21 protein-coding genes and 2 tRNA genes are annotated in these 23915 nt (G+C 72.5%); 19 read left to right on the plus strand and 4 right to left on the minus strand.

What is annotated here, in order from left to right; genetic code table 11:
* Positions 1-150 precede the first annotated feature (150 nt).
* From D7I47_RS08210 to D7I47_RS08225, 4 genes are read left to right on the plus strand one after another with little or no spacing between them, the layout of a single operon-like run.
* Positions 151-1746 (plus strand): ABC-F family ATP-binding cassette domain-containing protein, encoded by a 1596-nt coding sequence (locus D7I47_RS08210; protein WP_227000533.1) that lies wholly within the window; start codon positions 151-153, stop codon positions 1744-1746.
* A gap of 31 nt (positions 1747-1777) precedes the next feature.
* Positions 1778-2845, plus strand: coding sequence for an Rv2578c family radical SAM protein (locus D7I47_RS08215; RefSeq protein WP_120762586.1), 1068 nt, complete (start codon positions 1778-1780; stop codon positions 2843-2845).
* 27 nt (positions 2846-2872) lie between these two features.
* Entirely contained in the window at positions 2873-3556 is a 684-nt protein-coding gene (locus tag D7I47_RS08220; protein WP_120762587.1) for a response regulator transcription factor, read from the plus strand.
* A complete protein-coding gene (locus D7I47_RS08225; RefSeq protein ID WP_120762588.1) occupies positions 3556-4221 on the plus strand; it encodes a thymidine kinase in 666 nt (221 codons plus the stop codon). The genes D7I47_RS08220 and D7I47_RS08225 overlap by 1 nt, the downstream gene beginning before the upstream one ends.
* Before the next feature lie 38 nt (positions 4222-4259).
* Here D7I47_RS08225 and D7I47_RS08230 read toward each other — a convergent pair.
* Positions 4260-4336: transfer RNA gene (locus D7I47_RS08230), tRNA-Pro, on the minus strand.
* Positions 4337-4416: 80 nt separating this feature from the next.
* On the opposite strand from D7I47_RS08230, the gene D7I47_RS08235 reads away from it, so the two are divergent.
* A complete protein-coding gene (locus D7I47_RS08235) occupies positions 4417-5967 on the plus strand; it encodes a UDP-N-acetylmuramoyl-L-alanyl-D-glutamate--2,6-diaminopimelate ligase (RefSeq protein WP_120762589.1) in 1551 nt (516 codons plus the stop codon).
* A gap of 6 nt (positions 5968-5973) precedes the next feature.
* Here D7I47_RS08235 and D7I47_RS08240 read toward each other — a convergent pair whose 3' ends face one another.
* Together D7I47_RS08240 and D7I47_RS08245 are read right to left on the minus strand one after the other, a co-directional pair.
* Complete coding sequence (locus D7I47_RS08240) at positions 5974-6924, minus strand: metallophosphoesterase (RefSeq protein WP_120762590.1); 951 nt, start codon at positions 6922-6924, stop codon at positions 5974-5976.
* Positions 6921-9542 carry a transglycosylase domain-containing protein gene (locus D7I47_RS08245; protein WP_120762591.1) on the minus strand — a complete coding sequence of 874 codons (2622 nt, stop codon included), beginning with the start codon at positions 9540-9542 and terminating at the stop codon, positions 6921-6923. The genes D7I47_RS08240 and D7I47_RS08245 overlap by 4 nt, the downstream gene beginning before the upstream one ends.
* Positions 9543-9596: 54 nt before the next feature.
* Here D7I47_RS08245 and D7I47_RS08250 point away from each other — a divergent pair, with 54 nt between their 5' ends.
* Entirely contained in the window at positions 9597-9761 is a 165-nt protein-coding gene (locus D7I47_RS08250; RefSeq protein WP_120762592.1) for a DUF4177 domain-containing protein, read from the plus strand.
* The gene (locus tag D7I47_RS08255) at positions 9758-10216 is read left to right on the plus strand and encodes a RidA family protein (protein ID WP_120762593.1); all 459 of its coding nucleotides are present in this window, start codon (positions 9758-9760) and stop codon (positions 10214-10216) included. Before D7I47_RS08250 ends, D7I47_RS08255 begins: the two co-directional genes overlap by 4 nt.
* Before the next feature lie 150 nt (positions 10217-10366).
* Here D7I47_RS08255 and acs read toward each other — a convergent pair whose 3' ends face one another.
* The gene (gene acs / locus D7I47_RS08260) at positions 10367-12337 is read right to left on the minus strand and encodes an acetate--CoA ligase (RefSeq protein ID WP_120762594.1); all 1971 of its coding nucleotides are present in this window, start codon (positions 12335-12337) and stop codon (positions 10367-10369) included.
* A 426-nt stretch (positions 12338-12763) separates the two neighbouring features.
* Between acs and D7I47_RS08265 the strand changes: the two genes are divergently transcribed.
* From D7I47_RS08265 to D7I47_RS08320, 12 genes are all read left to right on the plus strand, one after another.
* A complete protein-coding gene (locus tag D7I47_RS08265) occupies positions 12764-13699 on the plus strand; it encodes a TadA family conjugal transfer-associated ATPase (RefSeq protein ID WP_227000535.1) in 936 nt (311 codons plus the stop codon).
* On the plus strand, positions 13696-14595 hold the full coding sequence (locus D7I47_RS08270) for a type II secretion system F family protein (RefSeq protein WP_120762596.1): 900 nt from the start codon (positions 13696-13698) through the stop codon (positions 14593-14595). The genes D7I47_RS08265 and D7I47_RS08270 overlap by 4 nt, the downstream gene beginning before the upstream one ends.
* 124 nt (positions 14596-14719) lie before the next feature.
* A complete protein-coding gene (locus tag D7I47_RS08275; RefSeq protein ID WP_227000537.1) occupies positions 14720-14908 on the plus strand; it encodes a DUF4244 domain-containing protein in 189 nt (62 codons plus the stop codon).
* Entirely contained in the window at positions 14886-15227 is a 342-nt protein-coding gene (locus D7I47_RS08280) for a TadE family type IV pilus minor pilin (protein WP_120762598.1), read from the plus strand. Before D7I47_RS08275 ends, D7I47_RS08280 begins: the two co-directional genes overlap by 23 nt.
* Entirely contained in the window at positions 15224-15562 is a 339-nt protein-coding gene (locus D7I47_RS08285; protein WP_157981673.1) for an Rv3654c family TadE-like protein, read from the plus strand. The genes D7I47_RS08280 and D7I47_RS08285 overlap by 4 nt, the downstream gene beginning before the upstream one ends.
* A 97-nt stretch (positions 15563-15659) precedes the next feature.
* Complete coding sequence (gene topA / locus D7I47_RS08290) at positions 15660-18371, plus strand: type I DNA topoisomerase (protein ID WP_120762600.1); 2712 nt, start codon at positions 15660-15662, stop codon at positions 18369-18371.
* Between the two features lies 1 nt (position 18372).
* Positions 18373-19002: a dTMP kinase gene (gene tmk / locus D7I47_RS08295; RefSeq protein WP_120762601.1), complete on the plus strand. Its 630-nt coding sequence runs from the start codon at positions 18373-18375 to the stop codon at positions 19000-19002.
* Positions 19003-19012: 10 nt separating this feature from the next.
* Positions 19013-20158: a DNA polymerase III subunit delta' gene (locus tag D7I47_RS08300; RefSeq protein WP_120762602.1), complete on the plus strand. Its 1146-nt coding sequence runs from the start codon at positions 19013-19015 to the stop codon at positions 20156-20158.
* A complete protein-coding gene (locus D7I47_RS08305; protein ID WP_120762603.1) occupies positions 20155-21690 on the plus strand; it encodes an alpha/beta hydrolase in 1536 nt (511 codons plus the stop codon). Before D7I47_RS08300 ends, D7I47_RS08305 begins: the two co-directional genes overlap by 4 nt.
* A gap of 66 nt (positions 21691-21756) precedes the next feature.
* Positions 21757-21832: transfer RNA gene (locus D7I47_RS08310), tRNA-Thr, on the plus strand.
* A 160-nt stretch (positions 21833-21992) separates the two neighbouring features.
* Complete coding sequence (locus tag D7I47_RS08315) at positions 21993-22862, plus strand: hypothetical protein (RefSeq protein WP_227000538.1); 870 nt, start codon at positions 21993-21995, stop codon at positions 22860-22862.
* A 28-nt stretch (positions 22863-22890) separates the two neighbouring features.
* Positions 22891-23874: a Gfo/Idh/MocA family protein gene (locus tag D7I47_RS08320; protein WP_120762605.1), complete on the plus strand. Its 984-nt coding sequence runs from the start codon at positions 22891-22893 to the stop codon at positions 23872-23874.
* Positions 23875-23915: the final 41 nt, after the last annotated feature.

Raw genomic sequence — 23915 nt, forward strand, 5'->3', positions numbered from 1 at the left:
GGGGAGGCGACGTAGCGTCGGTGACCGTGAAGCTGTAGCTCCGACCATCCCCGCGTCCGTGGCGTACGCCCGGCGGGGCTCGTCTCCCCTCGCCTCCGAGGGTCGAGCGGACGGACTGCCTCCTTGCGACACCCCTTCATCCCTTCCCCCGTGCTGCGCGCCGACGGCGTCGGCGTGACCTTCGGCGACCGCCGTGTCTTCGCCGACCTCGACCTCGCCGTCCCGCCCGGCAGACGCGTCGGCCTGCTCGGCGAGAACGGCGTCGGCAAGTCGACGCTGCTCGCCGTGCTCGCCGGCGAGCTGGAGCCGGATACCGGACGCGTCGAGCGCCCCGTCGCCACCGCCCTGCTGCGGCAGGAGGTGCGGGTGGATGCCGGTGCCCCGCTCTCCGCGATCCTGGAGGCCGAGCTCGGCGGGCTCCGCCGGATCGAACGCGAACTCGAGGCCGCGGGCGCGGCGCTCGCCGACGGCGACCCCGAAGCCGCCGACCGGTATGCGGCGCTCCTCGAGGCCGCCGACGCCGCGGAGCTGTGGGGCCTCGACGCCCGCCGCGACGAGCTCCTCGACGGACTCGGCGTCGGGCACCTGGCCCTCGATCGCCCGGTCGGCGAGGTCTCGGGCGGGCAGCGCAGCCGCGTCGCGCTCGCGGCCCTGCTGCTCGCCCGCCCGGACGCGCTGCTGCTCGACGAGCCCACCAACCACCTCGACGACGCGGCCGTCGCATTCCTCGCCGAGCGGCTGCGCGCCTGGCGGGGCCCGGTGCTGTTCGCGAGCCACGACCGCGCCTTCCTCGACGAGGTGGCCACCGATCTCGTCGACATCGACCCCGCGGCATCCGACGGCGTCACCCGCTACGGCGGCGGCTACAGCGACTACCTCGCGGCGAAGGCCGCCGAGCGGGCCCGCTGGGAGGCGCGTTTCGCGGAGGAGGGGCGCGAGCAGACGCGGCTCGAGCACGCCGTGGCGGTGACCGCGCGCGAACTCGCGCCCGGCCGCGCCCGGCGCGACAACGAGAAGATGGGCTACGACTACCGCGCCGACCACCACCAGCAGCAGGTGGCGCGCCGCATCCGGAACGCCGCGGTGCGCCTCGACGGGCTGCGCGGGGCGCGGATCGCCGAGCCGCCGCCGCTGCTGAGCTTCGCCGGCATCCCCGGCGGTTCCCACCTGCTCGAGGGCGATGTGCCGCTCGTGACGGTCGAGGGGGCGCGCGTCGACGGGCGGCTCGCGCTCGACGGGCTCGAGCTGGCGCCGGATGCGCGCCTGCTCGTGACGGGACCGAACGGTGCGGGCAAGTCGACGCTGCTGAGCCTGCTCGCGGGTCGTCTCGTGCCGGATGCGGGCCGCGTCGCGCGCCGCAAGGGGCTGCGGGTCGCGGTGCTCGACCAGGACGTGCGCTGGGAGCGCCCCGAGCGCACCCCGCGCGAGCTGTACGAGCGGACCGTGGGGGAGCGGCGAGCGGCCGAGGTGCCTCTCGCGGGCCTGGGGCTGCTCGCCGCGCGCGACCTCGACCGCCCGGTCGGGCGACTCTCGATCGGCCAGCAGCGTCGCACCGCGCTCGCGCTCATCGTGGCGCGGCCCCCGCACGTGTTCCTGCTCGACGAGCCCACCAACCATCTCTCCCTCAGCCTCGCGACCGAGCTCGAGGAGGCGCTCGGCGGCTACCCCGGCGCCGTCGTGGTGGCGAGCCACGACCGGTGGTTGCGTCGCCGGTGGCGGGGCGCGGAGCTCGCGCTGCCCGCTTGACTCTCCCTCGAACATATGTTCGACTGTCGGCATGCGGTGGAGTGGCCAGGAACTCGGCGTCGAGAGCGACGACGCCCTGCCCGGGCTCGCCCGGCTGAACAACCTCGTGCGCTCCGTGCAGACCCCCGAGTTCGCCGGTCTCACCTTCCACGAGGTGCTCGCGAAGTCCGCCCTCAACCACGTGCCGGGCGCCGCGACGTCCCTGCCCTTCGGCTGGACGATCAACCCCTACCGCGGCTGCAGTCACCAATGCCTCTTCTGCTTCGCCCGCAACACGCACACGTACCTCGATCTGGATGCCGGACGCGACTTCGATACGCAGCTCATCGTCAAGGTGAACGTCGTCGAGGTGCTGCAGAAGGAGCTCGCGCGCGCGAGCTGGCAGCGGCCGCACGTGGCGCTCGGCACCAACACCGACCCGTACCAGCGCGCGGAGGGGCGCTACCGGCTGATGCCCGGCATCATCGCGGCGCTCGCCGCCTCGGGCACGCCCTTCAGCATCCTCACCAAGGGCACGCTGCTGCGCCGCGACATCCCGCTCCTGCAGGAGGCCGCCGAGCGCGTGCCCGTCGAGACGGCCGTGTCGATCACCGTGTTCGACGACGAGGCGTTGCAGCGCTCGCTCGAGCCGGGTGCGCCGAGCACCGCCGCCCGGCTCGCGACCGTGCGGGCGGTGCGGGATGCGGGGCTGCCGTGCTCGGTCTTCCTGATGCCCGTGCTGCCCTACCTGAGCGACTCCCGCGAACAGCTCGATCGGGCGCTCGAGCGGATCGCGGCGGCGGGCGCGACGGGCGTCGCCTACAGCGCCCTGCACCTGCGTCCGGGGGCCCGCGAGTGGTTCGCCGCATGGCTCGTCCGCGAGCATCCCGAGCTCGCCCCGCGCTACCGCGAGCTCTACGGCTCCGGCTCCTACGCCACGAAGGAGTACCGCCGGCGACTCGCGGCGCGCATCCGCCCCCTGCTGCGGAAGCACGGGCTCGACCGTCCCCGGCTCGACGCCGCCACCGGTACCCCGCGCAGCGGCCCGCGCGGGGTGACGCTGCTGGCCGCCGAGCTCGCACCCGACGCGGCGGCCGCCCTGCAGCCGACGCTCTTCTGAGGCCCCCGCGGCGGTAGGCTCATCCGCATGAACCCGACCCTCGGTGCGTCGCCCCTGCGCGGGGAGACGGGGGACACCCCGGTGCGGCTCGCGATCCTCGACGACCACGAGGTGCTGCTCGACGCCCTCAGCACCTGGATCGAGCGCAACGCCCCCGACTTCGACGTCGTGCTCGGGGCCGCCAACTGGCTCGACCTCGTGCAGAGCCCCGCGTTCCCCACCGACCTCGTGTTCATCGACCTGCAGCTCAAGGAGCCCATCTCGATCGAGGCCCGCGTACGCACCTGCCGCGCGGCGGGCGCCAAGGTGATCGTGCTGTCGAGTCTCGACACCCGCGAGGCGCGCGAGCGCGCGTTCGCGGCGGGCGCGGCGGAGTTCCTCTCCAAGTCGCTGCCGATGGCGTCCGTCATGGCGGCGGCCCGACGGGTCATGGGCATCGAGGCCCACGACGACGACGACGCGGCCCGCGCGGCATCCACCGCACCGCTGCAGCACGTGAAGCCGAAGCTGAGCCCCGGTGAGGAGGAGGCGTTCAAGCTGTACGTCTCCGGGTACAGCACCGTCGCTGTCGCCGAGCGCATGAACGTGCAGTACGAGACCGCCAAGACCTACCTGCGGCGGGTGCGCGAGAAGTACGCGAAGGTCGGGCGGCCCGCGGGCAAGAAGGCGGAACTGATCCGGCGGGCAGCCGAGGACGGATACCTGGAATAGTGGCGAAGCTGTACTTCCGCTACGGGGCGATGAACTCCGGCAAGAGCACGGCACTGCTGCAGGCGGCCTACAACTACGAGGAGCGCGGGCACCGGGTGCTGCTCGCGAAGCCCGCGATCGACTCGAAGGGCGACGACTCGATCGTGTCGCGGCTCGGCGTCGTGCGGCGGGTGGACTTCACGGTCGCGCCGGGTGAGGACCTGCTCGACCGCTTCCAGCGCGAGCGCGCGCGAGTCGTCGCCGAGCAGGGGCGGGATGTGTCGTGCCTGCTGCTCGACGAGGTGCAGTTCCTCTCGGAGGGGCAGGTCGACGACCTGCTGCGCATCGCCATCCAGCAGGACATCCCGGTGCTCGCCTACGGCATCCGCACCGACTTCCAGACGGTCGCCTTCCCGGGCAGCCGCCGCCTGCTCGAGATCGCGCACTCGCTCGAGGAGCTGAAGACGATCTGCCGCTGCGGGCGCAAGGCGGTCTTCAACGCCCGCAAGGTGGGCGACCGGTTCATCTTCGACGGCGACCAGGTGGCCATCGACGGCGTCGAGGTCACCTACGAGTCGCTCTGCGGTGCCTGCTACCTGGAGGAGTCGGGCGGCGTGCTCAACCGCGGCTGGCGTCCCAAGCTCGAGTTCAGCTACGGCGCCGAGCCCGACGCCGACTTCACCTGAGACGCAGAAGAGCCGCCCGAAGGCGGCTCTTCTGGTGCTGGTCGGGGTAACAGGATTTGAACCTGCGGCCTCGTCGTCCCGAACGACGCGCGCTACCAAGCTGCGCCATACCCCGGTGCTGCCGTCGGCAACCTGTCAAGGATACCCGATCCGGCGTCGGCTCCGGCACACCGGTCGCGCCGTAGACTCGAGGCCATGCCCACCCGCTTCTCCGGCCTGCTCGAGGCGCTGCCGGAGGGGATGCTGTTGAGCGTCGACGGCGACGCCGAGCTCACCTCCCCGCCCGTCGAGCGTGCCGACCAGGTGGTCGCCGGCTCGGTGTTCGTGGCCCGGCGCGGCAAGGTGGTCGACGGGGTCACGCTCGCCCCGGATGCCGTGGCCCGCGGCGCGGTCGCGATCGTCGGCGACGCCCTGCGCATCGACGCGGGCGTGCCCTACGCGCGCGTCACCGACGCGCAGCAGGCGCTCGGCTACCTCGCCGCCTCCTGGTGGGGTCTGCCGACGAAGAAGATCGAGATCACCGGCGTCACCGGCACCAACGGCAAGACGACGACCGTCATGCTGCTGCGCGGCATCATCGACGTCGCGACGGGCGGCCCGGTCGGCCTCATCTCGACGGTCGGCGTCGAGTACGGCACGGGCTTCATCCCCGTCGGGGAGCACATCACCACACCCGGCGCCCCGCAGGTGCAGGAGATGCTCGGCCGCATGGTCGAGGCGGGCTTCCCCGAGACGGTCGTCGAGATGTCGAGCCAGGGCCTCGAGCAGGGGCGCCTCAACGGCATCGGCATCGACGTGGGCGTCTTCACGAACCTCACCCACGAGCACCTCGACTACCACGGCACGATCGAGGCCTACCGCGACGCGAAGGGCATCCTCTTCGAGCGGGTCGGTGCGATGGGCGGCATCGCGGTGATCAACGCCGACGACCCGTACGGCGCCTGGTTCGCGGATGCCGCGCGCGGCGCGACCGTCGTGACGTACGGCATCCGGGAGGGTGACGTCCGCCCGGAGGGTCTCGAGATCGACGCCTCCGGCATCCGGATGACCGTCGACGGGTTCCGCTACCGCACGGTGCTCACGGGCGACTTCAACGTCTACAACACCCTCGCCGCGATCGCCACGGCGCGCGCCCGGGGCTGGAGCCCCGAGACCATCCAGGCGGGCCTCGACCGCACCGAGGCGGTCGACGGGCGCATGCAGGTGGTCGACGAGGGGCAGCCGTTCCGCGCCTTCGTCGACTTCGCCCACACCCCCGATGCCTACCAGCAGCTGTTCCCCTCGCTGCGGCGGATGCTGCCCGAGGGCGGCAGGCTCATCGCCGTGTTCGGCTGCGCGGGCGAACGCGACACCGAGAAACGCGACACCATGCCGGCGATCGCCTCCACCTATGCCGACCTCGTCATCATGACGGCGAGCGACCCGCGCCGGGAGAACGTCGACGACATCCTCGACCGGATGCAGCGCTCCGCCGAGAGCGCGGGCGGGCGGCTCGGCGAGAACCTGCTGCGCATCCTCGACCGCGGCACCGCCATCCTCACCGCGGTGCAGGCCGCGCGGCCGGGCGACATCGTCGTGGCGTGCGGCAAGGGTCACAAGCAGAGCATGTCGATCGGCGGCACCGAGTACCCCTGGGACGACCGGATCGCGCTGCGCTACGCCCTGCACGGGGTCGCGATGGGCGGGTTGCCGACCTCGCCCGCGGGGGCGCCGACGGTCGCCGACGCGCGCCGCGCCAACGCCTGAGCCTCGCTAGAGCTGCACCGGGGTGAGGGTCAGCACGATCGCCTCCGGCGGGCACGCGAAGCGCACCGGCGCGTAGATCGAGGTGCCGAGTCCCGCCGAGACCTCGAGGAACGCGCTGTGCACGCCCGTGCGCCAGACGCTCAGCCCCTGCGCCTGGGCGTGCGGGATGTCGCAGTTGGTCACGAGCGCGGGGCGCCCCGGGATGCGCACCTGGCCCCCGTGGGTGTGCCCGGCGAAGATCAGGTCGGCGCCCTGGCTCACGAAGGCGTCGAGCACGCGGCGGTACGGGGCGTGGGTGACGCCGATCGTGAGCACCTGACGCGGCTCGGGGTCGGACCACTCCACGTTCTCGCGCAGCTCCTCGATCGCGCCCGGCAGCTCGCCGAGCCGGTCCCAGCCGCGGTGCGCGTCGCCCGTTCCCATGAACTCGAGGCGCGTGCCCTTCAGCTCGATCGCCCGCACCCCGTTGTTGAGGTCGAACCAGCCGAGCTCGCCGCCGAGGTAGGCGTCGAGGGCGGCGGTGTCGAGATCCGGCTCGAGTTTCGGTCGGCGATGCCCGCGGTCGGAGAAGTACCCGAACGGGTTCTTCAGCACCGGTCCGTAGAAGTCGTTCGAACCGTGCACGAAGACGCCCGCGGCGTCGCCGAACGGCTCGAGCGCACGTCGCACGCCCGCGAGTCCGTCGAGGTGCCCGAGGTTGTCACCCGTGTCGATGATGAGGTCGGGCTCGTACACCGCGAGCGAGCGGACGAAATCCTGCTTCGCGCGCTGCCACGGCGCCATGTGCAGGTCGCTCAGGTGCAGGATCGTGATCGGCCGAGCGTCCGGCTCGAGCACCGCGAGGGTCTCGTGCCGCACCGTGAAGCGGTTGCGTTCGACGAACACGCCCCACGCGAGGGTCGCGAGACCCGCGGTCGCCACCGCGCCGAGCGTGCCGGCGACCGCGCGTCGGGTCACGTACCCGGCCCTCCGCCGGTCGGGCAGCCGACCTCGCGCACGGTCAACGTGATGTGGGTGGACTTGTTGAGCACCGAGCCCGCCGACGGGTTCTGGGCGACGACCTTGCCGATGCTCGAGGGGGGATCGGTCGAGGTCGGCGCGACGCAGACCTGGTCGACGTTCTCGAAGCCGGCGTCCTCGAGCTGATCGCGGGCGCTGTTGAAGCTCTGGTTCGGCGTCACCACATCCGGCACCATCGCGGCCTGCCCGTTGCTCGTGAAGACGTTCACCGCGGTGCCCTTCGGCACCGAGGAGCCGGAGGCCGGGTCGGTCTTCACGACCGTGCCCACCGGCAGGTCGGAGTCCATCTGGCCGGCGTCCACGTACGACAGCTTCGCGAGCTCGATCGCGGCCTTCGCCTGCTCGGGCGTGCTGCCGACCAGGTTGTCGGGCACGATCACCGGCGTGCCGGTCATGAGCGCGGGGTCGGCCGCCGGGAACGCGCCGCCCGGGTAGTAGGCGTCGATCGTCTTCGCGATCGGCTTGAAGATCGCGTGACGGATGTTGCCGCCGTAGGTGCCGTTGATGCTGATGGCACGCAGGCTCTGGTCGCCGACGATGTTGCCCACCCACACGGCGGTCGCGACGCGCGTGGTGCTGCCCACCATCCAGGTGTTCTGCGCCTTGTTCGCGGTACCGGTCTTGCCGATGTAGGGCACGCCGTCGCGCGGGTTCGCCTGGCTACCGGTACCGCCGCTCATCACCTGGGCCATCGCGTAGGCGGCGGTGTTGGCCACCGCGGGCGACGCCAGCGTCGGGTTGCACACCTTCTGCTGGCCGCCGAGCTCCATGCCGTCGGAGGCGAACACGTTGTCGACGATGATCGGGGCGCAGTAGGTGCCCTGGTTGGCGATGCCCGCGTAGGCCGCCGCCATCGTGCTCGACACGAAGTTGTTCTCGCATCCGCCGATCGAGCAGGCGGGGTTCGTCTCCATGTCGGAGCCGTCGAGCGCGCCGGCCGCGTCGTGCATGCCGAAGGAGCGCGCCATGTCGCGGATCTCGCACTGGTCGAGCTCGGCCGCCATCTGCACGAACACCGAGTTCACCGACTGCGCGGTACCGCGCACGGCCGTGTAGAGGCCGGTCTCACCCGAGTCGTTCTTGTAGGTGTAGGGCTTCGGGTCGTCCCATGCGTAGCCGTTCGGGGCGTTGCAGGTGTCGCGGAACGCCGACGACGGCATCTCGCGGATGCTCGCGTTGAAGGTCTCCATGGCGCCGTGGCCGGAGGCGAGGAAGGCGAGCAGCACGAACGGCTTGTAGGTCGAACCCGGCTGGGCGCCGGTGGCAGCGCCGTGCTTGACGTCGCCCGCGAAGTTCACGGCGGTCGTCGTCTGCGGGTCGCCGTTGCCCGTCTCGTCGAAGATCTTGTTCTGCGCCATCGCGAGGATGCGGCCCGTGCCCACCTCGACGCTCGTCACCGAGGAGCCCAGCTGCATGCGGGTCTCGGTCGCCGGTGCGTACTGGCCGACGATCTGGTGCTCGTACCCCTGGATCTCGGGGGTGATCGTGAGCACGACCTTGAGGCCGCCCTGCTGCCACGTCGCGAGCTGCTCGTCCTTCGTGACACCGAGCGACGACACCTCGCCGTTCTTGATCGACTTCACCGCGTAGTCGCACGGGATGCGGTACTCGACCGGAGCCGAGGTGCAGCCGTTGCGGGGCGCGTTGTTGCCGACCGTCGTCTCGTCGACCGGGGTCGCGAGCGCCGCCTCGTAGTCGTCGTCGCTCAGGTGGCCCTGCGTGTGCATCCAGCCGAGGATGACGTCGCGACGCGCCTGATTGGCGGCGAAGTTGTCGGCCGAGTAGAGGCCGTTCTTGCTCGGGTTCTGCACGATCGCGACGAGGCTCGCCGCCTGCGCCGGGGTCAGGTCGCTCGCATCCACGCCGAAGTAGCGCTGCGCGCCCGCCTGCACGCCGTAGGTGGTGCCGCCCATCAGCACGATGTTGAGGTACGCCTGCAGGATCTCGTCCTTGGTGTACTTCTTCTCGAGGCTGATCGCGAGCTTCATCTCCTTGAGCTTGCGGTTCAGGTCGGGGTAGGTGGCCGCCTTGATGTCGGCGTCGTAGTCGTCTTCCGTGTAGTCCTCGGTGATCGGCGTGTTGACGGCCTTCAGGATGAGGATGTTGCGCACGAGCTGCATCGACAGGGTCGAGGCGCCCGACTCGCTCGTGCCGGTTGCCTGGCCGATCGCCGCACGGATGACGGAGGGCACGTCGACGCCGCCGTGCTCGTAGAAGCGGCGGTCCTCGCCGTCGATGGCGGCCCACTTGAGGTCCTCGTCCATCTGGTCGAGCGAGACCTCCTCGCGGTTCTGGTCGAAGATGTCCGCGATCTTGATCTCGGTGACACCGTCGGCGGAGATCGCGACGATCTCGTTGCGCTGACGCTGCTCCTCGATGGAGATGTAGTCGGGGAGGTCCTGGAAGACGCTGATCGAGTTGTTCGCGGTCATCCCGGTGACGGCGATGGCGGGGGCCACCATGACGGTCACCAGGAGTCCGGCGATGGCGCTGAATCCGACGAGGCCGAGACCGGCCCCGAGCAGACTCCTAGCCGTGGATCCTTGAGCGGGCATAGGGTTCAGGGTACGGGATGCCTCCTGCCCGATAGCTGAACGGAAGCCCGAAAAGTGCCGACCTGGGAATACCTCACCACACCGCTGCTGATCCACAACACCACCGCCATCCTGAACAACTGGGGCTCTCAGGGCTGGGAACTGGTGCAGATCGTCACCGGACCCGAAGGCGGCCTCGTCGCCTATCTGAAGCGCCCCATCGAAGGAGAGAACCCGTGAGCGTCGCCGACCGACTCGCCGAACTGGGGCTCGCCCTGCCGCCCGTCGTGCCCCCCGTGGCCGCCTATGTGCCCGCAGCGGTATCCGGCAACCTCGTCTTCACCGCCGGCCAGCTGCCCATGATCGGCGGCGTGCTGCCGACCGTCGGCAAGGTCGGCGCGGAGGTCGGCGCCGACGAGGCGAAGGAGCTCGCGCGCGTCTGCGCCCTCAACGCGCTCGCCGCCGCCGACAGCGTCATCGGCTCCCTCGACCGCGTGACGCGTGTCGTCAAGGTGGTGGGATTCGTCGCCTCCGACCCCGGATTCACCGGCCAGCCGGGCGTCGTCAACGGCGCCTCCGAACTGCTCGGCGAGGTGTTCGGGGACGCCGGCGTCCACGCCCGCTCGGCCGTCGGCGTCGCGGTGCTGCCGCTCGACGCGCCTGTCGAGGTGGAGCTCGTCCTCGAGTTCGCGTAGCGCCTCTACCCGCTTCGCGGGTGAGCGGATCCGGTCGCGAGACGCATTCCCCCGCGTGCCGCCGCTGCGCGTCGGCGCGCTCCCGCCAGGCCCGATGCCAGCGTCTCGCAACCGGATCCGCACACCCGCTTCGCTCGTGCGGGACGCGCGTCAGTCCTCGGCGGGGGCTCCCGAGCGCAGCTTGTCGCTGATGATCTGCATGACCGAAGTGTCGGCGAGCGTCGTGGTGTCGCCGATCGCGCGGCCCTCCGCGACGTCGCGCAGCAGGCGGCGCATGATCTTGCCGGAGCGGGTCTTCGGCAGCTCGGTCACGATGTAGATGTCGCGGGGCCGCGCGATCGCGCCGATCGCCTGGGCGACGTGGGCGCGCAGCAACTGCACGAACTCGTCGTCCGTGTGCTCCTCGCGGTGCGACTGCTTCACGATGACGAACGCGACGACGGCCTGACCGGTGGTCTCATCCGAGGCTCCCACGACGGCCGCCTCCGCGACCACCGGGTTGCCGACGAGCGCCGACTCGATCTCGGTCGTCGAAAGGCGGTGGCCCGAGACGTTCATGACGTCGTCGATGCGGCCGAGCAGCCAGATGTCGCCGTCCTCGTCGACGTGCGCTCCGTCGCCCGCGAAGTAACGCCAGCCGTCGTCGCGGAACTTCTCCCAGTAGGTCTCGACGAAGCGCTCCGGGTCGCCCCAGATGCCGCGCAGCATCGACGGCCACGGGTCGCGCACCGTCAGCAGGCCGCCGTTCGGCGGGTCGACGCGCGCGCCGTCGTCGGAGAGGATGTCGATCTTCACGCCCGGGATCGGCACCTGCGCGCTGCCCGGCTTGAGCGTGGTGACCCCCGGCAGGGCGGAGATCATCATGGCGCCGGTCTCGGTCTGCCACCAGGTGTCCACGACCGGAGTCGAGCCGCCGCCGATGACGTCGCGGTACCAGACCCACGCCTCCGGGTTGATCGGCTCGCCGACCGAGCCGAGCAGCCTGAGGCTCGAGAGGTCGAACTTCTGCGGGATCTGCCGCCCCAGCTTCATGAACGAGCGGATCGCGGTGGGCGCCGTGTAGAGGATCGTCACGCCGTACTTCTCGATGAGCTCCCACCAGCGCCCCGGGTGCGGGGTGTCGGGGGTGCCCTCGTACATGAGCTGGGTGGCGCCGTTCGCGAGCGGGCCGTAGACGACGTAGCTGTGCCCGGTGACCCAGCCGATGTCGGCCGTGCACCAGAACACGTCGCTCTCCGGGTGCAGGTCGAACACGTCGTGGTGGGTGGCGGCGGCCTGCGTGAGGTAGCCGCCGCTCGTGTGCAGGATGCCCTTCGGCTTCCCCGTGGTGCCCGAGGTGTAGAGGATGAACAGCGGGTTCTCGGCGTCGAAGCCCTTCGCCTCGTGGTCGAGGTCGGCATCCGCCATCGCGTCGTCCCACCAGAGGTCGCGGCCCTCGGTCCAGGCGACCTCGTTGCCGCCGCGCTTGACGACGAGCACGTGCTCGATGGTCGTCTCGCCCTCGAGCGCCGCATCCACGGTCGCCTTCAGCGGGAACACCTTGCCCTTGCGGTAGCCGCCGTCGGCCGTGATGACGACCTTCGCCTCGGCGTCCTCGATGCGGGCGCGCAGGCTCTCGGCGCTGAAACCGCCGAAGACGACCGAGTGGATCGCGCCGAGGCGGGCGACGGCGAGCATCGCGACCACGGCCTCCGGCACCACCGGCAGGTAGATGGCGACGCGGTCGCCCTGGCCCACGCCGAGCGCGGCGAGCGCGTTCGCGGCGCGCTTCACCTGCGCGGTCAGCTCGCCGTAGGTGAGGGTGCGGCTGTCGCCCGGCTCGCCCTCCCAGTGGATGGCGACGCGGTCGCCGTAGCCGGCCAGCACGTGCCGGTCGAGGCAGTTGTAGGCGACGTTGAGCGTGCCGTCGGCGAACCAGCGCGCGAACGGCGGGTTCGACCAGTCGAGCACCTGCTCGAAGGGGGTGTGCCAGTGCAGCTCACGGGCCCGGTCGGCCCAGTAGGCGAGGCGGTCGTCGGCGGCGCGGTCGTAGAGCTCGCGGCCGGCGACGCTGCCGGCGGTGAACTCGGGGTCCGGCGCGAAGCGGCGGGTCTCGGTGAGCAGGCTGTCGATCGAGGTCATGGACGTCATCATCCTTGGGTCGATTCGCGACCGTGCCTGGAAGTCGCGCGGAGGTTTCCGGGGAACGATGCCGATCCTAGCCGTACTGCGCACGCCCGGCTCGGACGGTGTCGTTCGGTGATCGGCGAGCGGTGGCGGCCGGGCGGACGAGCGGCTTCCCTGAGTGAAAGTCATCCATTGCGGTACCCCCATTTTGGAGTACACTGGCGCTCACCGAGCGTAACCTCTCGGATCTTGCAGCGCTCACGATTCCCCCCAATCACGCGTTGCTGTGGCGGCGCCTGTTCCCCCCAACGGGCGCCGCCCCTCCGTTTAATCGGCGCCCTCTCGGGCGACCGCTCCTCCCCGCCGAAGCCGAGCCGCATCCCTCCACCGATGGCGGTCGCCGGGCCGTGTCGGGTTCGCCGCGCTCGGCAGACTGCCGCCATGCCCGTGCCGCACCGCTCCGTCTTCGGGCCGCTCGCGCCGCTCGTCGCCGAGCCGGGCGTCACCGACGTCTTCGTGAACCCCGACGGCACGGTGTGGGTGGACCGCGGCACGGGAGCGCGGCCCGAGCCCGGCCTGCGCGTGCCCGCGGGGGAGGCGCGCGAGCTCGCGGTACGGCTCGTCGCCGCGGGAGGGCGGCACCTCGACGAGGCGGCACCGTGCGGCGACGTGCGGATCGGCGACGGCATCCGCGTGCACGGCGTGCTGCCCCCGATCTCGCCGGGGGCCGCGGTGCTCTCGATCCGGATTCCGTCCGCCGCCGCCCTCGACCTCGACCTGTTGGAGGGCGCCGGGATGTTCGCGCGCGTGCCGCGGACGGCGGTCGCCGCCCTCGTCGCGCGGCGCGCCAACCTGCTGGTGACGGGCGCCGGCGGCGTCGGCAAGACGACGCTGCTCGGCGCGCTGCTGGGCGCCGCCCCCGCCCACGAGCGCATCGTGCTCGTGGAGGACGTCGCCGAGCTGCGCGTGGCGCACCCGCACGTCGTGCGTCTCGAGGCGCGCCAGCCCAACCTCGAGGGGGCGGGTGCGGTCGGTCTCGACCGCCTCGTGCGCGAGGCGCTGCGGATGCGACCCGATCGGCTCGTCGTGGGGGAGTGCCGGGGTGCCGAGCTGCGCGAACTGCTCATCGCCCTCAACACGGGGCACGACGGCGGTGCGGGCACCCTGCACGCCAACTCGCTCGCCGACGTCCCCGTGCGGCTCGAAGCCCTCGGTGCACTCGCCGGCTGGTCGGCGGATGCGCTGGCCCGCCAGGCCGTGAGCGCCTTCGATGCGGTGCTGCACCTCGAGCGCACGGACGACGGTCGCCGTGCGATCGCCGAGCTGGGGGCGCTGCGGCTCACCGGCCGCGGAAGGCTCGTCGCGGAGGCGGCGTGAGGGCGCGCCCGCAACCGGGTGAGGAGGCCGACGCGGTCGCGGATGCCGTGCAGCGGCTCGCGGTGCTGCTCACGGCGGGGCTCGACCCGCTCGGGGCGCTGCGCGCACTCCCCGCGAGTCGCCCCGCGGCGCTCGCGGCGGCCGCCGCATCCGACTCCCCGCACGACGTGCCGGACGCGATCCGCGGCGCCGACCGGGGCGCGGTCTGGGCGCTCGTCGCCGCGCAGTGGCATGTCGCGGTGGAGGCGGGCGCCCCGCTCGCGGCGACCCTCGAGCGGACGGTGGAGAGCCTGCGCGCCCTCGCCGACGCCGAGCGGCAGCTCGACCTCGCGCTCGCGGGACCGCTCGCCACGGCGCGGATCGTGGCGCTGCTGCCGCTCGCCGGGGCCGGGCTCGGGATGCTGGTCGGCGCCGACCCGCTCGGCGTCGTGTTCGGCACGGTGCCCGGTGCCGTCGCCGCACTGCTCGGGGTCGCCCTGCTGATCGCGGGCCTGCGATGGAATCGGCGGCTCGTCGACCGGGCGAGGGGCTCCGAGCCGCTCGCGGGGCTCGGTGCCGAACTGCTCGCCCTGGCCCTGAGCGGCGGCGGCGCCCCCGACCGGGCGCTCGCGCTCGTGGCATCCGCCGCCGAGCGCAGCGGCCTGCCGGCCGCGGTCGACGAGGCGAGGGAGACCCTCGCGTTCGCGATCGGCGCGGGCGTGCCGGCGGCCGTGCTGCTGCGCGCCGAGGCGACGCGCGCCCGGCGCGTGGCACTCGCCGAGGTGCTGCGCCGTGCCGCCCTGCTCGGCACCCGGTTGCTCGCGCCGCTCGGGCTGTGCTTCCTGCCGTCGTTCGTGCTGCTGGGCGTCGTGCCGCTCGTGCTCGGCATCCTCCGCGGCACGCTGAGCGCGTTCTGACCGCTCCTCCCCGGGAGGCGGATGCGGCATCCATCCCCGGATCGCCCCGTCCGGCCCCCGCGGGGCGAGCCGGGCGCCGAGCATGGAGGGATCGTGCCGACGACACCCGTATAAGGAGTACCCCATGCGCCGCATGCTGCACCGGATCGCCGCCCGCACCCGCCCCGACGAGGGCGCCGCCACCGCCGAGTACGCCATCACGATCATGGCGGCCGTCGGATTCGCGGGGCTGCTCGTCGTGATCATGAAGTCGGGGGAGGTGCAGCAGATCCTCACCGAGCTGGTGCGCAATGCGCTCTCGATCGGCGGCTGACGACACGGGGGCGGCGGCGACCGAGTTCGCGGTGGCGCTGCCCGCCGTCGTGCTCGTCCTCGCGGTCTGCATCGGGGCGATCGGCGTCTGCTCCCAGCAGCTGCGGCTGCAGGACGCCGCCGCGGATGCCGCGCGCGAGCTCGGCCGCGGGCAGTCGGCCTCCGACGTGGCGGCGCGCATCCCCGAGGGCGCCCGGCTGCACAGCTGGACCACCGGGTCGTTCGTCTGCGCGAGGCTCACGGCGGCGGCCCGGGGTCCCGCCGCCGTCGCGGGCCTCGAGCTCGCGGCCGAGAGCTGCGCCCTGGACGGCGGCCGGTGAGAGCCCGCGACGACCGAGGCTCGGGCGGCGTGCTCGCCCTCGCCCTCGTCGGCGCCACGCTCGTCGTCGCGCTGACGGTGCTCGGGCTGGGCGCCGCCCTCGCCGCGCGACAGCGCGCGGTCGCTGCCGCCGACGCCGCGGCCCTCGCCGCCGCCGACGCTCTGCTCGGGGTGGCGCCGGGCGAGCCGTGCGCGCTCGCCGAGGAGGTGGCCACCGCGCATCGCGTGGCCCTCTCGGTGTGCACGATCGACGGCGCGGAGGCGCTCGTCGCCGTGCGCACCGAGGCGCTCGGCGTGACGATGGAGCTCGTCTCGCGGGCCGGTCCCCCGCCCTGAGCGGCCCTGCCGGGGCCCGACACGGCGGGGATCGCGGCGAGCCCGCCCCCGGTTCGTGTGTGTATGGTGTGCTCCGGATAGAGAAGAGGACCCCGCAGTGCCCACGAAGAAGCTCGTGATCGTCGAGTCGCCGGCGAAGGCGCGCACGATCGCGCAGTACCTCGGCGACGGCTACGAGGTGCAGGCGTCGGTGGGACACATCCGGGATCTCATCGACGTCAAGGACCTGCCGCCCGAGCTCAAGAAGGGCAGCGTCGGCAAGTTCTCGATCGACGTCGAGAACGGTTTCGAGCCGTACTACGTGGTCTCCGACTCCAAGAAGAAGACCGTCACCGAGCTGAAGCGGGCCCTCAAGGACGCCGACGAGCTCTACCTCGCGACGGATGAGGACCGCGAGGGCGAGGCCATCGCGTGGCACCTGCTCGAGGTGCTGAAGCCCAAGGTGCCCGTCAAGCGCATGGTGTTCCACGAGATCACCAAGGACGCCATCCAGGCCGCCGAGCGCAACACCCGTGAGATCGACACGGCCCTCGTCGACGCCCAGGAGACCCGCCGCATCCTCGACCGGCTCTTCGGCTTCGAGATCTCGCCGGTGCTCTGGCGGAAGGTGGCCCCGAAGCTCTCGGCCGGCCGTGTGCAGTCGGCGGCGCTCCGGCTCGTCGTCGACCGCGAGCGCGAACGGCTCGCCTTCGTCTCGGCCTCGTACTGGGACCTCGTGGCCGAGTTCACCCCGACGGATGCCGAGCAGGCCTTCAGCGCCCGCCTCGTGCGCCTCGAGGGCAAGCGCGTCGCCCAGGGCGGCGACTTCGACGACACCGGCCGCCTCAAGGCGGATGCGGTCACCCTCGACGAGCGCGCCGCCGACCTGCTCGTCGACGCGCTGCGCGCCGACACCGCGAGCTTCGCCGTGAAGTCGCTCGAGACCAAGCCCTACTCGCGCCGCCCCGCAGCCCCCTTCACGACCTCGACCCTCCAGCAGGAGGCCTCGCGCAAGCTCCGCCTCTCGGCCCGCATCACGATGAGCCTCGCCCAGTCGCTCTACGAGAACGGCTACATCACCTATATGCGCACCGACTCGACGACGCTCTCGCAGCAGGCGATCGAGGCGGCGCGGAAGCAGGCGGTGAGCCTCTACGGCGCCGACTCGATCCCCGAGAAGCCCCGCGTCTACGCCTCCAAGTCGAAGAACGCGCAGGAGGCGCACGAGGCGATCCGCCCCTCCGGCGACGTCTTCCGCACCCCCGCCGAGGTCGCCTCCCAGCTGCGCGGCGACGAGTTCAAGCTCTACGACCTCATCTGGAAGCGCACCGTCGCGAGCCAGATGGCGGATGCCAAGGGCTCCACCGCGACCGTCACGATCGCCGCCGACGGGGGAGAGGGCGCCCACGCCGACTTCACGGCATCCGGAACCGTCATCACCTTCCGCGGCTACCAGGCCGCCTACGAGGAGGGGCGCGACGAGGTGCGCAACGCCTCCGACGAGGCGAGCGCCAAGCTGCCGCCGCTCGAGGAGGGGCACGCGCTCGGCCTCGCCGAGCTCGAGGCGAAGGGCCACGAGACCACTCCGCCGCCGCGCTACACCGAGGCGAGCCTCGTGAAGGCGCTCGAGGAGCTCGGCATCGGCCGTCCCTCGACGTACGCCTCGATCATCTCGACCATCATCGACCGCGGCTACGTGACCCCGCGCGGCCAGGCGCTCGTGCCGAGCTGGATCGCGTTCAGCGTCATCCGGCTGCTCGAGGACCACTTCGGCGACCTCGTCGAGTACGACTTCACGGCCGAGATGGAGGACGACCTCGACAAGATCGCCGGCGGCGAGGCCGACCGCGTCGACTGGCTCAGCCAGTTCTACTTCGGCGGCGGCGAGCACCCGGGGCTGCGCGAGGTGGTCGAGAACCTCGGCGACATCGACGCCCGCGCCGTGAACTCGATCGTCATCGACGACGGGATCACGCTGCGGGTCGGCAAGTACGGCCCCTACCTCGAGGTCGAGGACGGCACCGACACCCCGCGCCGGGTGAACGTGCCCGACGACCTCGCCCCCGACGAGCTCACCCCCGCGAAGGCGCGCGAGCTCATCGAGGCGCCCGTCGCGACCGACCGCGTGCTCGGCGTGAACCCCGCCACCGGCAAGACGATCGTCGCGAAGGACGGCCGCTACGGCCCCTACGTGACCGAGCTCGAGCCGGAGCCCGAGGCGCCCGCCGAGGAGCTCGTCGTCGACCCGACGACCGGTGAGGTCTCGGACGCGAAGCCGAAGAAGAGGCCCGCCAAGAAGGCGGCGGCCGTGAAGCCGCGCACGGCGTCCCTCTTCAAGACCATGGACCCGGCGACCGTCGACCTCGAGACGGCGCTGCAGCTGCTCGACCTGCCGCGCACCGTCGGCGAGGACCCGGAGTCGGGCGAGCCGATCACGGCGCAGAACGGGCGCTACGGCCCCTACCTCAAGAAGGGCACGGATTCGCGCTCGCTCGAGAGCGAGGACCAGATCTTCACGATCGAGCTGCCCGCCGCGCTCGAGATCTTCGCGCAGCCGAAGTACGGCGCCCGTCGCCCCTCGAGCGCGCTCAAGGAGTTCGACGCCGACCCGACGAGCGGCAAGCCCATCCGCATCCGAGACGGCCGCTTCGGGCCGTACGTGACCGACGGGGTCACCAACGCGACCATCCCGCGCGGCGAGAGCGTGGAATCCGTCGACTTCGACCGCGCCGTGCAGCTGCTCGTCGACAAGCGCGCCAAGGGGCCGGCCAAGAAGCCCGCCGCGAAGCGCCCGGCGGCCAAGCGCCCGGCCGCGAAGAAGAAGGCCTGAGGTGCCGGCCGACCGCGGCCTGTTCCTCACCTTCGAGGGCGGCGACGGCTCCGGCAAGTCCACCCAGTCGGCGCTGCTGACGGAGTGGCTCGCCGCCGGGGGCCGCACCGTGGTGCACTCGCGGGAGCCCGGCGGCACCGAGCTGGGGCTCGAACTGCGGGAGATCATCCTGCACCGGCGCGGCTACATCGCCCCGCGTGCGGAGGCGCTGCTCTACGCCGCCGATCGCGCCCACAACATCGCGACCGTCGTGCGCCCCGCGCTCGAACGGGGCGACATCGTCATCCAGGACCGCTACCTCGACTCCTCGGTCGCCTACCAGGGCGCCGGGCGCGTGCTGGATGCCGACGAGGTGCGCGAGGTGTCGCTGTGGGCGACCGAGCGCCTGCTGCCCGACCTCACGATCCTGCTCGACCTCGACATCGAGGCCGGCCGCGCACGGCTCGACGACGCGCGCACCCGCTACGACCGCCTCGAGGCGGAGGCCGCCGAGTTCCACCACCGCGTGCGCGAGGCCTACCTCGCCCTCGCCGCCGCCGAGCCCGCGCGGTTCCTCGTGCTCGACGCCGCGCTGCCGATCGACGAGCTCGCCGCCCGCATCCGGGAGCGGGTGTCGGACCTGCTCGCGTAGCCTTCGACTGATGGATGCGCTGTGGGATGAGCTGACCGGCCAGGCCGAGGCGATCGGCGTCGTGCGCGCGGCCGCCGCGGGCGACGGGCTCGCGCACTCCTGGCTCATCACGGGCCCTCCGGGCTCCGGACGCTCCACCCTCGCCTTCGCCTTCGCGACCGAGCTCATCGCCCGGCCGGGCGACCTCGAGGCGACGGCCGCGCAGGTCGCGGCGCGCACGCATCCCGACCTCGCCGTGCTCAGCACGGAGGCGGTCATCATCAAGATCGAGGACGTGCGCAAGCTCGTCGCGGCGAGCCAGTTCTCGCCCGCGGTCGGCCGCCACCGCGTCATGATCATCGAGGACGCCGACCGGATGACCGAGCGCACCTCGAACGTGCTGCTGAAGGCGCTCGAGGAGCCGCCCGAGCGCACCATCTGGATCCTGTGCGCCCCGAGTGAGGCCGACCTGCTGCCCACGATCCGCTCGCGCGTGCGCACCGTGCGGCTGCGCGTGCCGAGCGTCGAGGCGGTGGCCGAGCTCATCTCGCGGCGCGACGACGTGAGCCTTCCCGAGGCGACCCGCGCCGCCCGCGAGGCGCAGGCCCACATCGGCATGGCGCACCGCCTCGCCACCGACGAGCAGGCCCGGCAGCGCCGCCGCCGCACCATGGAGCTCGCGCTCGGCATCCGCGGGGTCGCGGGCGCCGTGCAGGCCGCCGCCGAGCTGCTCGAGATCGCCGGCCAGGATGCGAAGCAGATCACCGAGGAGCGCGACGCCGAGGAGCGCGAGCAGGCGCTGCGCTCGCTCGGGGTCGAGCCCGGCGGCACCGTGCCGCCGGCGCTGCGTGCGCAGGTGAAGGCCCTCGAGGAGGACCAGAAGCGTCGCGCCACCCGCAGCCTCCGCGACGGGCTCGACCGCATCCTCGTCGACCTGCTGTCGCTCTACCGCGACATCCTGCTGCTCCAGCTGGGGGTCGGGCTCGAGCCCGTGAACCTCGCGATCTACGGCGAGCTCGCCGAGGCCGCCGCCCGCGCCACCCCCGCCCAGACCCTCGCGACCCTCGACGCGATCGCGGAGGCCCGCACCCGCATCGAGGGCAACGTCGCGCCGGCGCTCGCCCTCGAGGCGATGCTCGTGACCGGCATCCGTCGCGACGCGGCGAGCACCCGGTGACCGGACGCCGGGCCCGGCTCGGCCGGACGGCGGCGCTCGCGGCCGCCCTCGCGCTCGTGCTGAGCGGCTGCGTGTCGTGGTTCCAGCCGGGCGGCGCCCCGGCGACCTCCACGCCGACGGGCGAGGAGGTGGCCGAGGAGCTCGCGCCGTTCTACCACCAGGTGCTGCGCTGGAGCGGCTGCGGCGGCGGCATGCAGTGCGCGGATGCGACGGCGCCGCTCGACTGGGACGACCCGGGCGGCGAGACGATCCAGCTGGCCCTCATCCGCCAGTACGCGACGGGCGGGAACCCGCGCGGCTCGCTGCTCGTCAACCCGGGCGGCCCCGGCGGCTCGGGGGTCGACTTCGTGCGCGACAGCATCGACTTCGCGACGAGCGCGAAGCTGCAGCGCGAGTTCACGGTGGTCGGCTTCGACCCGCGCGGCGTCGGCTCCTCGACACCGGTCGGCTGCGGCGACGCGGCGGTGCTCGACGACTTCATCTACGGCATCGGGCCGGGCGTGCGCGGCTCCGACGCGTGGATCGCCGCGACGGAGGCCAAGAACGCGGCCTTCGGCGCCCGCTGCCTCGAGGGCACGGGCGAGCTGCTCGGCCACGTCGACACGGTGAGCGCGGCGCGCGATCTCGACCTGCTGCGCGCGGTGCTCGGCGACGAGCAGCTGAACTACCTCGGCTACTCCTACGGCACCTACCTCGGCGCCCGCTACGCGGAGCTCTTCCCCGAGCGCGCCGGCCGCCTCGTGCTCGACGGCGCGATCGACCCCTCCGCGGGCGAGTTCGACGTCACCCTCGCCCAGGCGCGCGGCTTCGAGGGCGCGTTCACCGCCTACCTGGAGGACTGCATCGGCCGTCGCGGCTGCCCCTTCGACGGCTCCGTCGACGACGCGCGCTCGCGGGTCGCGGCGCTCCTGTCGAGCCTCGACGCGCATCCGATCGCCGCCGACGACGGGCGGATGCTGGGCTCCGGCACGATGTTCAGCGCCGTCATCCTGCCGCTGTACAACCAGTCGAACTGGAGCTACCTCGACCAGCTCTTCGACGACACCTTCGACGGGGATCCCGACACCGCGTTCTTCCTCGCCGACGCCTACAACGACCGCAACGCCGACGGCACCTTCGCCTCGAACGGCACGCCCGCGTTCATCGCCGTCAACTGCCTCGACTACCCGAGCGACCCCGACCCGGCCACGATGCGCGCCCAGGCGCAGACGCTCGCCGACGAGGCGCCCGTCTTCGGCCCGTGGATGGCGTTCGGCGGAACGCTGTGCCCGCAGTGGCCGTTCCTGTCGTCGGTCGTGCGCGCGCCCATCACCGCGCCCGGCTCGCCCGACATCCTCGTGGTCGGCACGACCAACGACCCCGCGACGCCCTACGTGTGGGCGCAGGCGCTCGCGGCGCAGCTCGAGAACGGCCACCTCGTCACCCACCGGGGCGAGGGCCACACCGCCTACGGCACGAGCAGTTGCGTCACCGAGGTCGTCGACGCGTTCCTCGTCGACGGCACGGTGCCGGCCGCCGACCCCATGTGCTGATCGCGCGATCCGACCCGCCCCCGACATCGGCTATGCTCGGAGGCTGTGCCGTTGCTCGCAACGCACGCCGCCTTAGCTCAGTCGGCAGAGCGTCTCACTCGTAATGAGAAGGTCGTGGGTTCGATTCCCACAGGCGGCTCCACTGCCTCATCCGCGTTTCCTCGCACCGCGGCCCCCGGCCGGGGGGTCGACTCCTCCGCGAGCCGGGCGTAGCCTGTCACGCGTAGCGCCGCCTGTGGGGGGAGACGCTATCCGGCTCCTGTGGGGGGAGGCGGCGTCATCTTGAACTGGGGGGTTCAAGAGTGCTCAAGCGCACACTTCTCGTGGGGACGGTCTTCGGAGCCGTGCTCGCGCTCGGTCTTCCGTTCGTCGGCGGAGGGGGGCCGTCGATCGGCGCCCCCGCGTACGCGGACGAGTCGGAGGTGCTGCCGGTCGCGGCGACCACGCCGCTCGCGACCACGGGACGCGTGGGCGACACGGCCGCCGCCGTCGCCGCCGTCACCTTCGCGACCGAGAACCCGCTCGCGGCGCCCGAGATGGCCCGCAACCTGAAGGTCGACACCGAGCACCTCGCGCAGAAGCCCGTGCCGAAGCCCGTGCCGGTCGTCGTGGAGACACCCGCCGCGAAGCGCAGCGGCACCGCCGCACGGCAGGCCGCCCGTGCGGCCGCGGGCCAGAGCTGCCCCGGCAGCGTCGGCGGATCCGTCTCCGGTGCGCCCGGCATCACCTCCGCGGGTGGCGTCGGCGGCACGACCACCTCCGACCTGCAGTCGTTCGCGGCGACCTACAACAGCATCCGCGTCGCCAACTGCCTCGAGCCCGTGCCGATGGCGAACTTCCGCTACGACTCCTGCATGGAGCAGCGCCTGTTCTGGATCGCCGAGGACCCGAGCCCCGACGTCAACAGCGCGTGGGGCCACAACGGCACCCCGCGCTCCGACGGCGCCCCGGCGGTCGGATGCGACGGCAACCTCGCGGGCGGCTCCGGCAACACGGGCGCCACGGTCGCGCAGAAGTGGTGGAACTCGGCCTCGCACCAGAAGTCGCTGTACCGACCCACCTACAGCGGCTCGATGAGCGGCGTCGTCATCTGCTTCGCGATGGTGCACGGCGGCCTGCCGAACGACGGCGCCGGCTTCGCGCGCGCCGCCGCCCGCTGGGGCGGCTGCTGACGTCCGCCGCGCGCCCTACGCTCGAGGTATGACCGACCGACTGCGCTGGGGCATCCTCGGCACCGGGGGCATCGCCCGGGCCTTCACGAACGACCTGAACCTGACGGGCTTCACCGTCGCCGCGGTCGGATCGCGCACGCAGGAGTCGGCGGACGCCTTCGCGGCCGCGCACGGCATCCCGCGGGCGCACGGCAGCTACGAGGCGCTCGTCGCCGACCCCGAGGTCGACGTGATCTACGTGTCGACGCCGCACCCCTTCCATGCCGAGAACGCACTGCTGGCGCTCGAGCACGGCAAGCACGTGCTCGTCGAGAAGCCGTTCACCGTCACCGAGGCCGACGCCCGTCGGGTGGTCGAGCTCGCCCGCGAGAAGGGGCTCGTGGTGCTCGAGGCGATGTGGACGCGCTGGCTGCCGCACATGGTGCGGGTGCGCGAGCTCATCGCCTCCGGCGCGCTCGGCGAGGTGCGCGCGCTCCTCGCGGACCACGACCAGAAGCTGCCCACCGACCCGAGCCACCGCCTGCAGGACCCGGCGCTCGGCGGCGGCGCACTGCTCGACCTCGGCATCTACCCCGTCTCGTTCGCGTGGGACGTCTTCGGCGCCCCCGCGAGCGTGCACGCCATCTCCTCGCCGACCGCGACGGGCGTCGACCGGCAGACGGCGATCATCCTCGGCTACCCGGGCGGGGAGCAGGCGGTGCTGCACACCCAGCTCGACGCGCGCGGCCCCTCGACGGCGGTCGTCGTCGGCACCGAGGCCCGCATCGAGATCGACCCGGTCTGGTACACCCCGACGAGCTTCTCGCTCATCGACCCCTCGGATGCCGTGCTCGAGCGCTTCGAGGAGGACGTGCCCGGGCGCGGCATGCAGTTCCAGGCCGCCGAGCTCGAGCGGCTCGTCGCGGCGGGGGCGCTCGCGGGCGAGATCCTGCCGCCCGAGGAGACGGTCGCGATCATGGGCACCCTCGACGAGATCCGCCGCCAGATCGGCCTGCGCTACCCCGGCGAGTAGGCGATCACGGGGGCTCCGGGCCGCGGGGCACGCTGGCTAGG

Origin of the sequence: Protaetiibacter intestinalis, from assembly GCF_003627075.1 — a bacterium.
GTDB classification, from domain to species: Bacteria; Actinomycetota; Actinomycetes; order Actinomycetales; family Microbacteriaceae; genus Homoserinibacter; species Homoserinibacter intestinalis.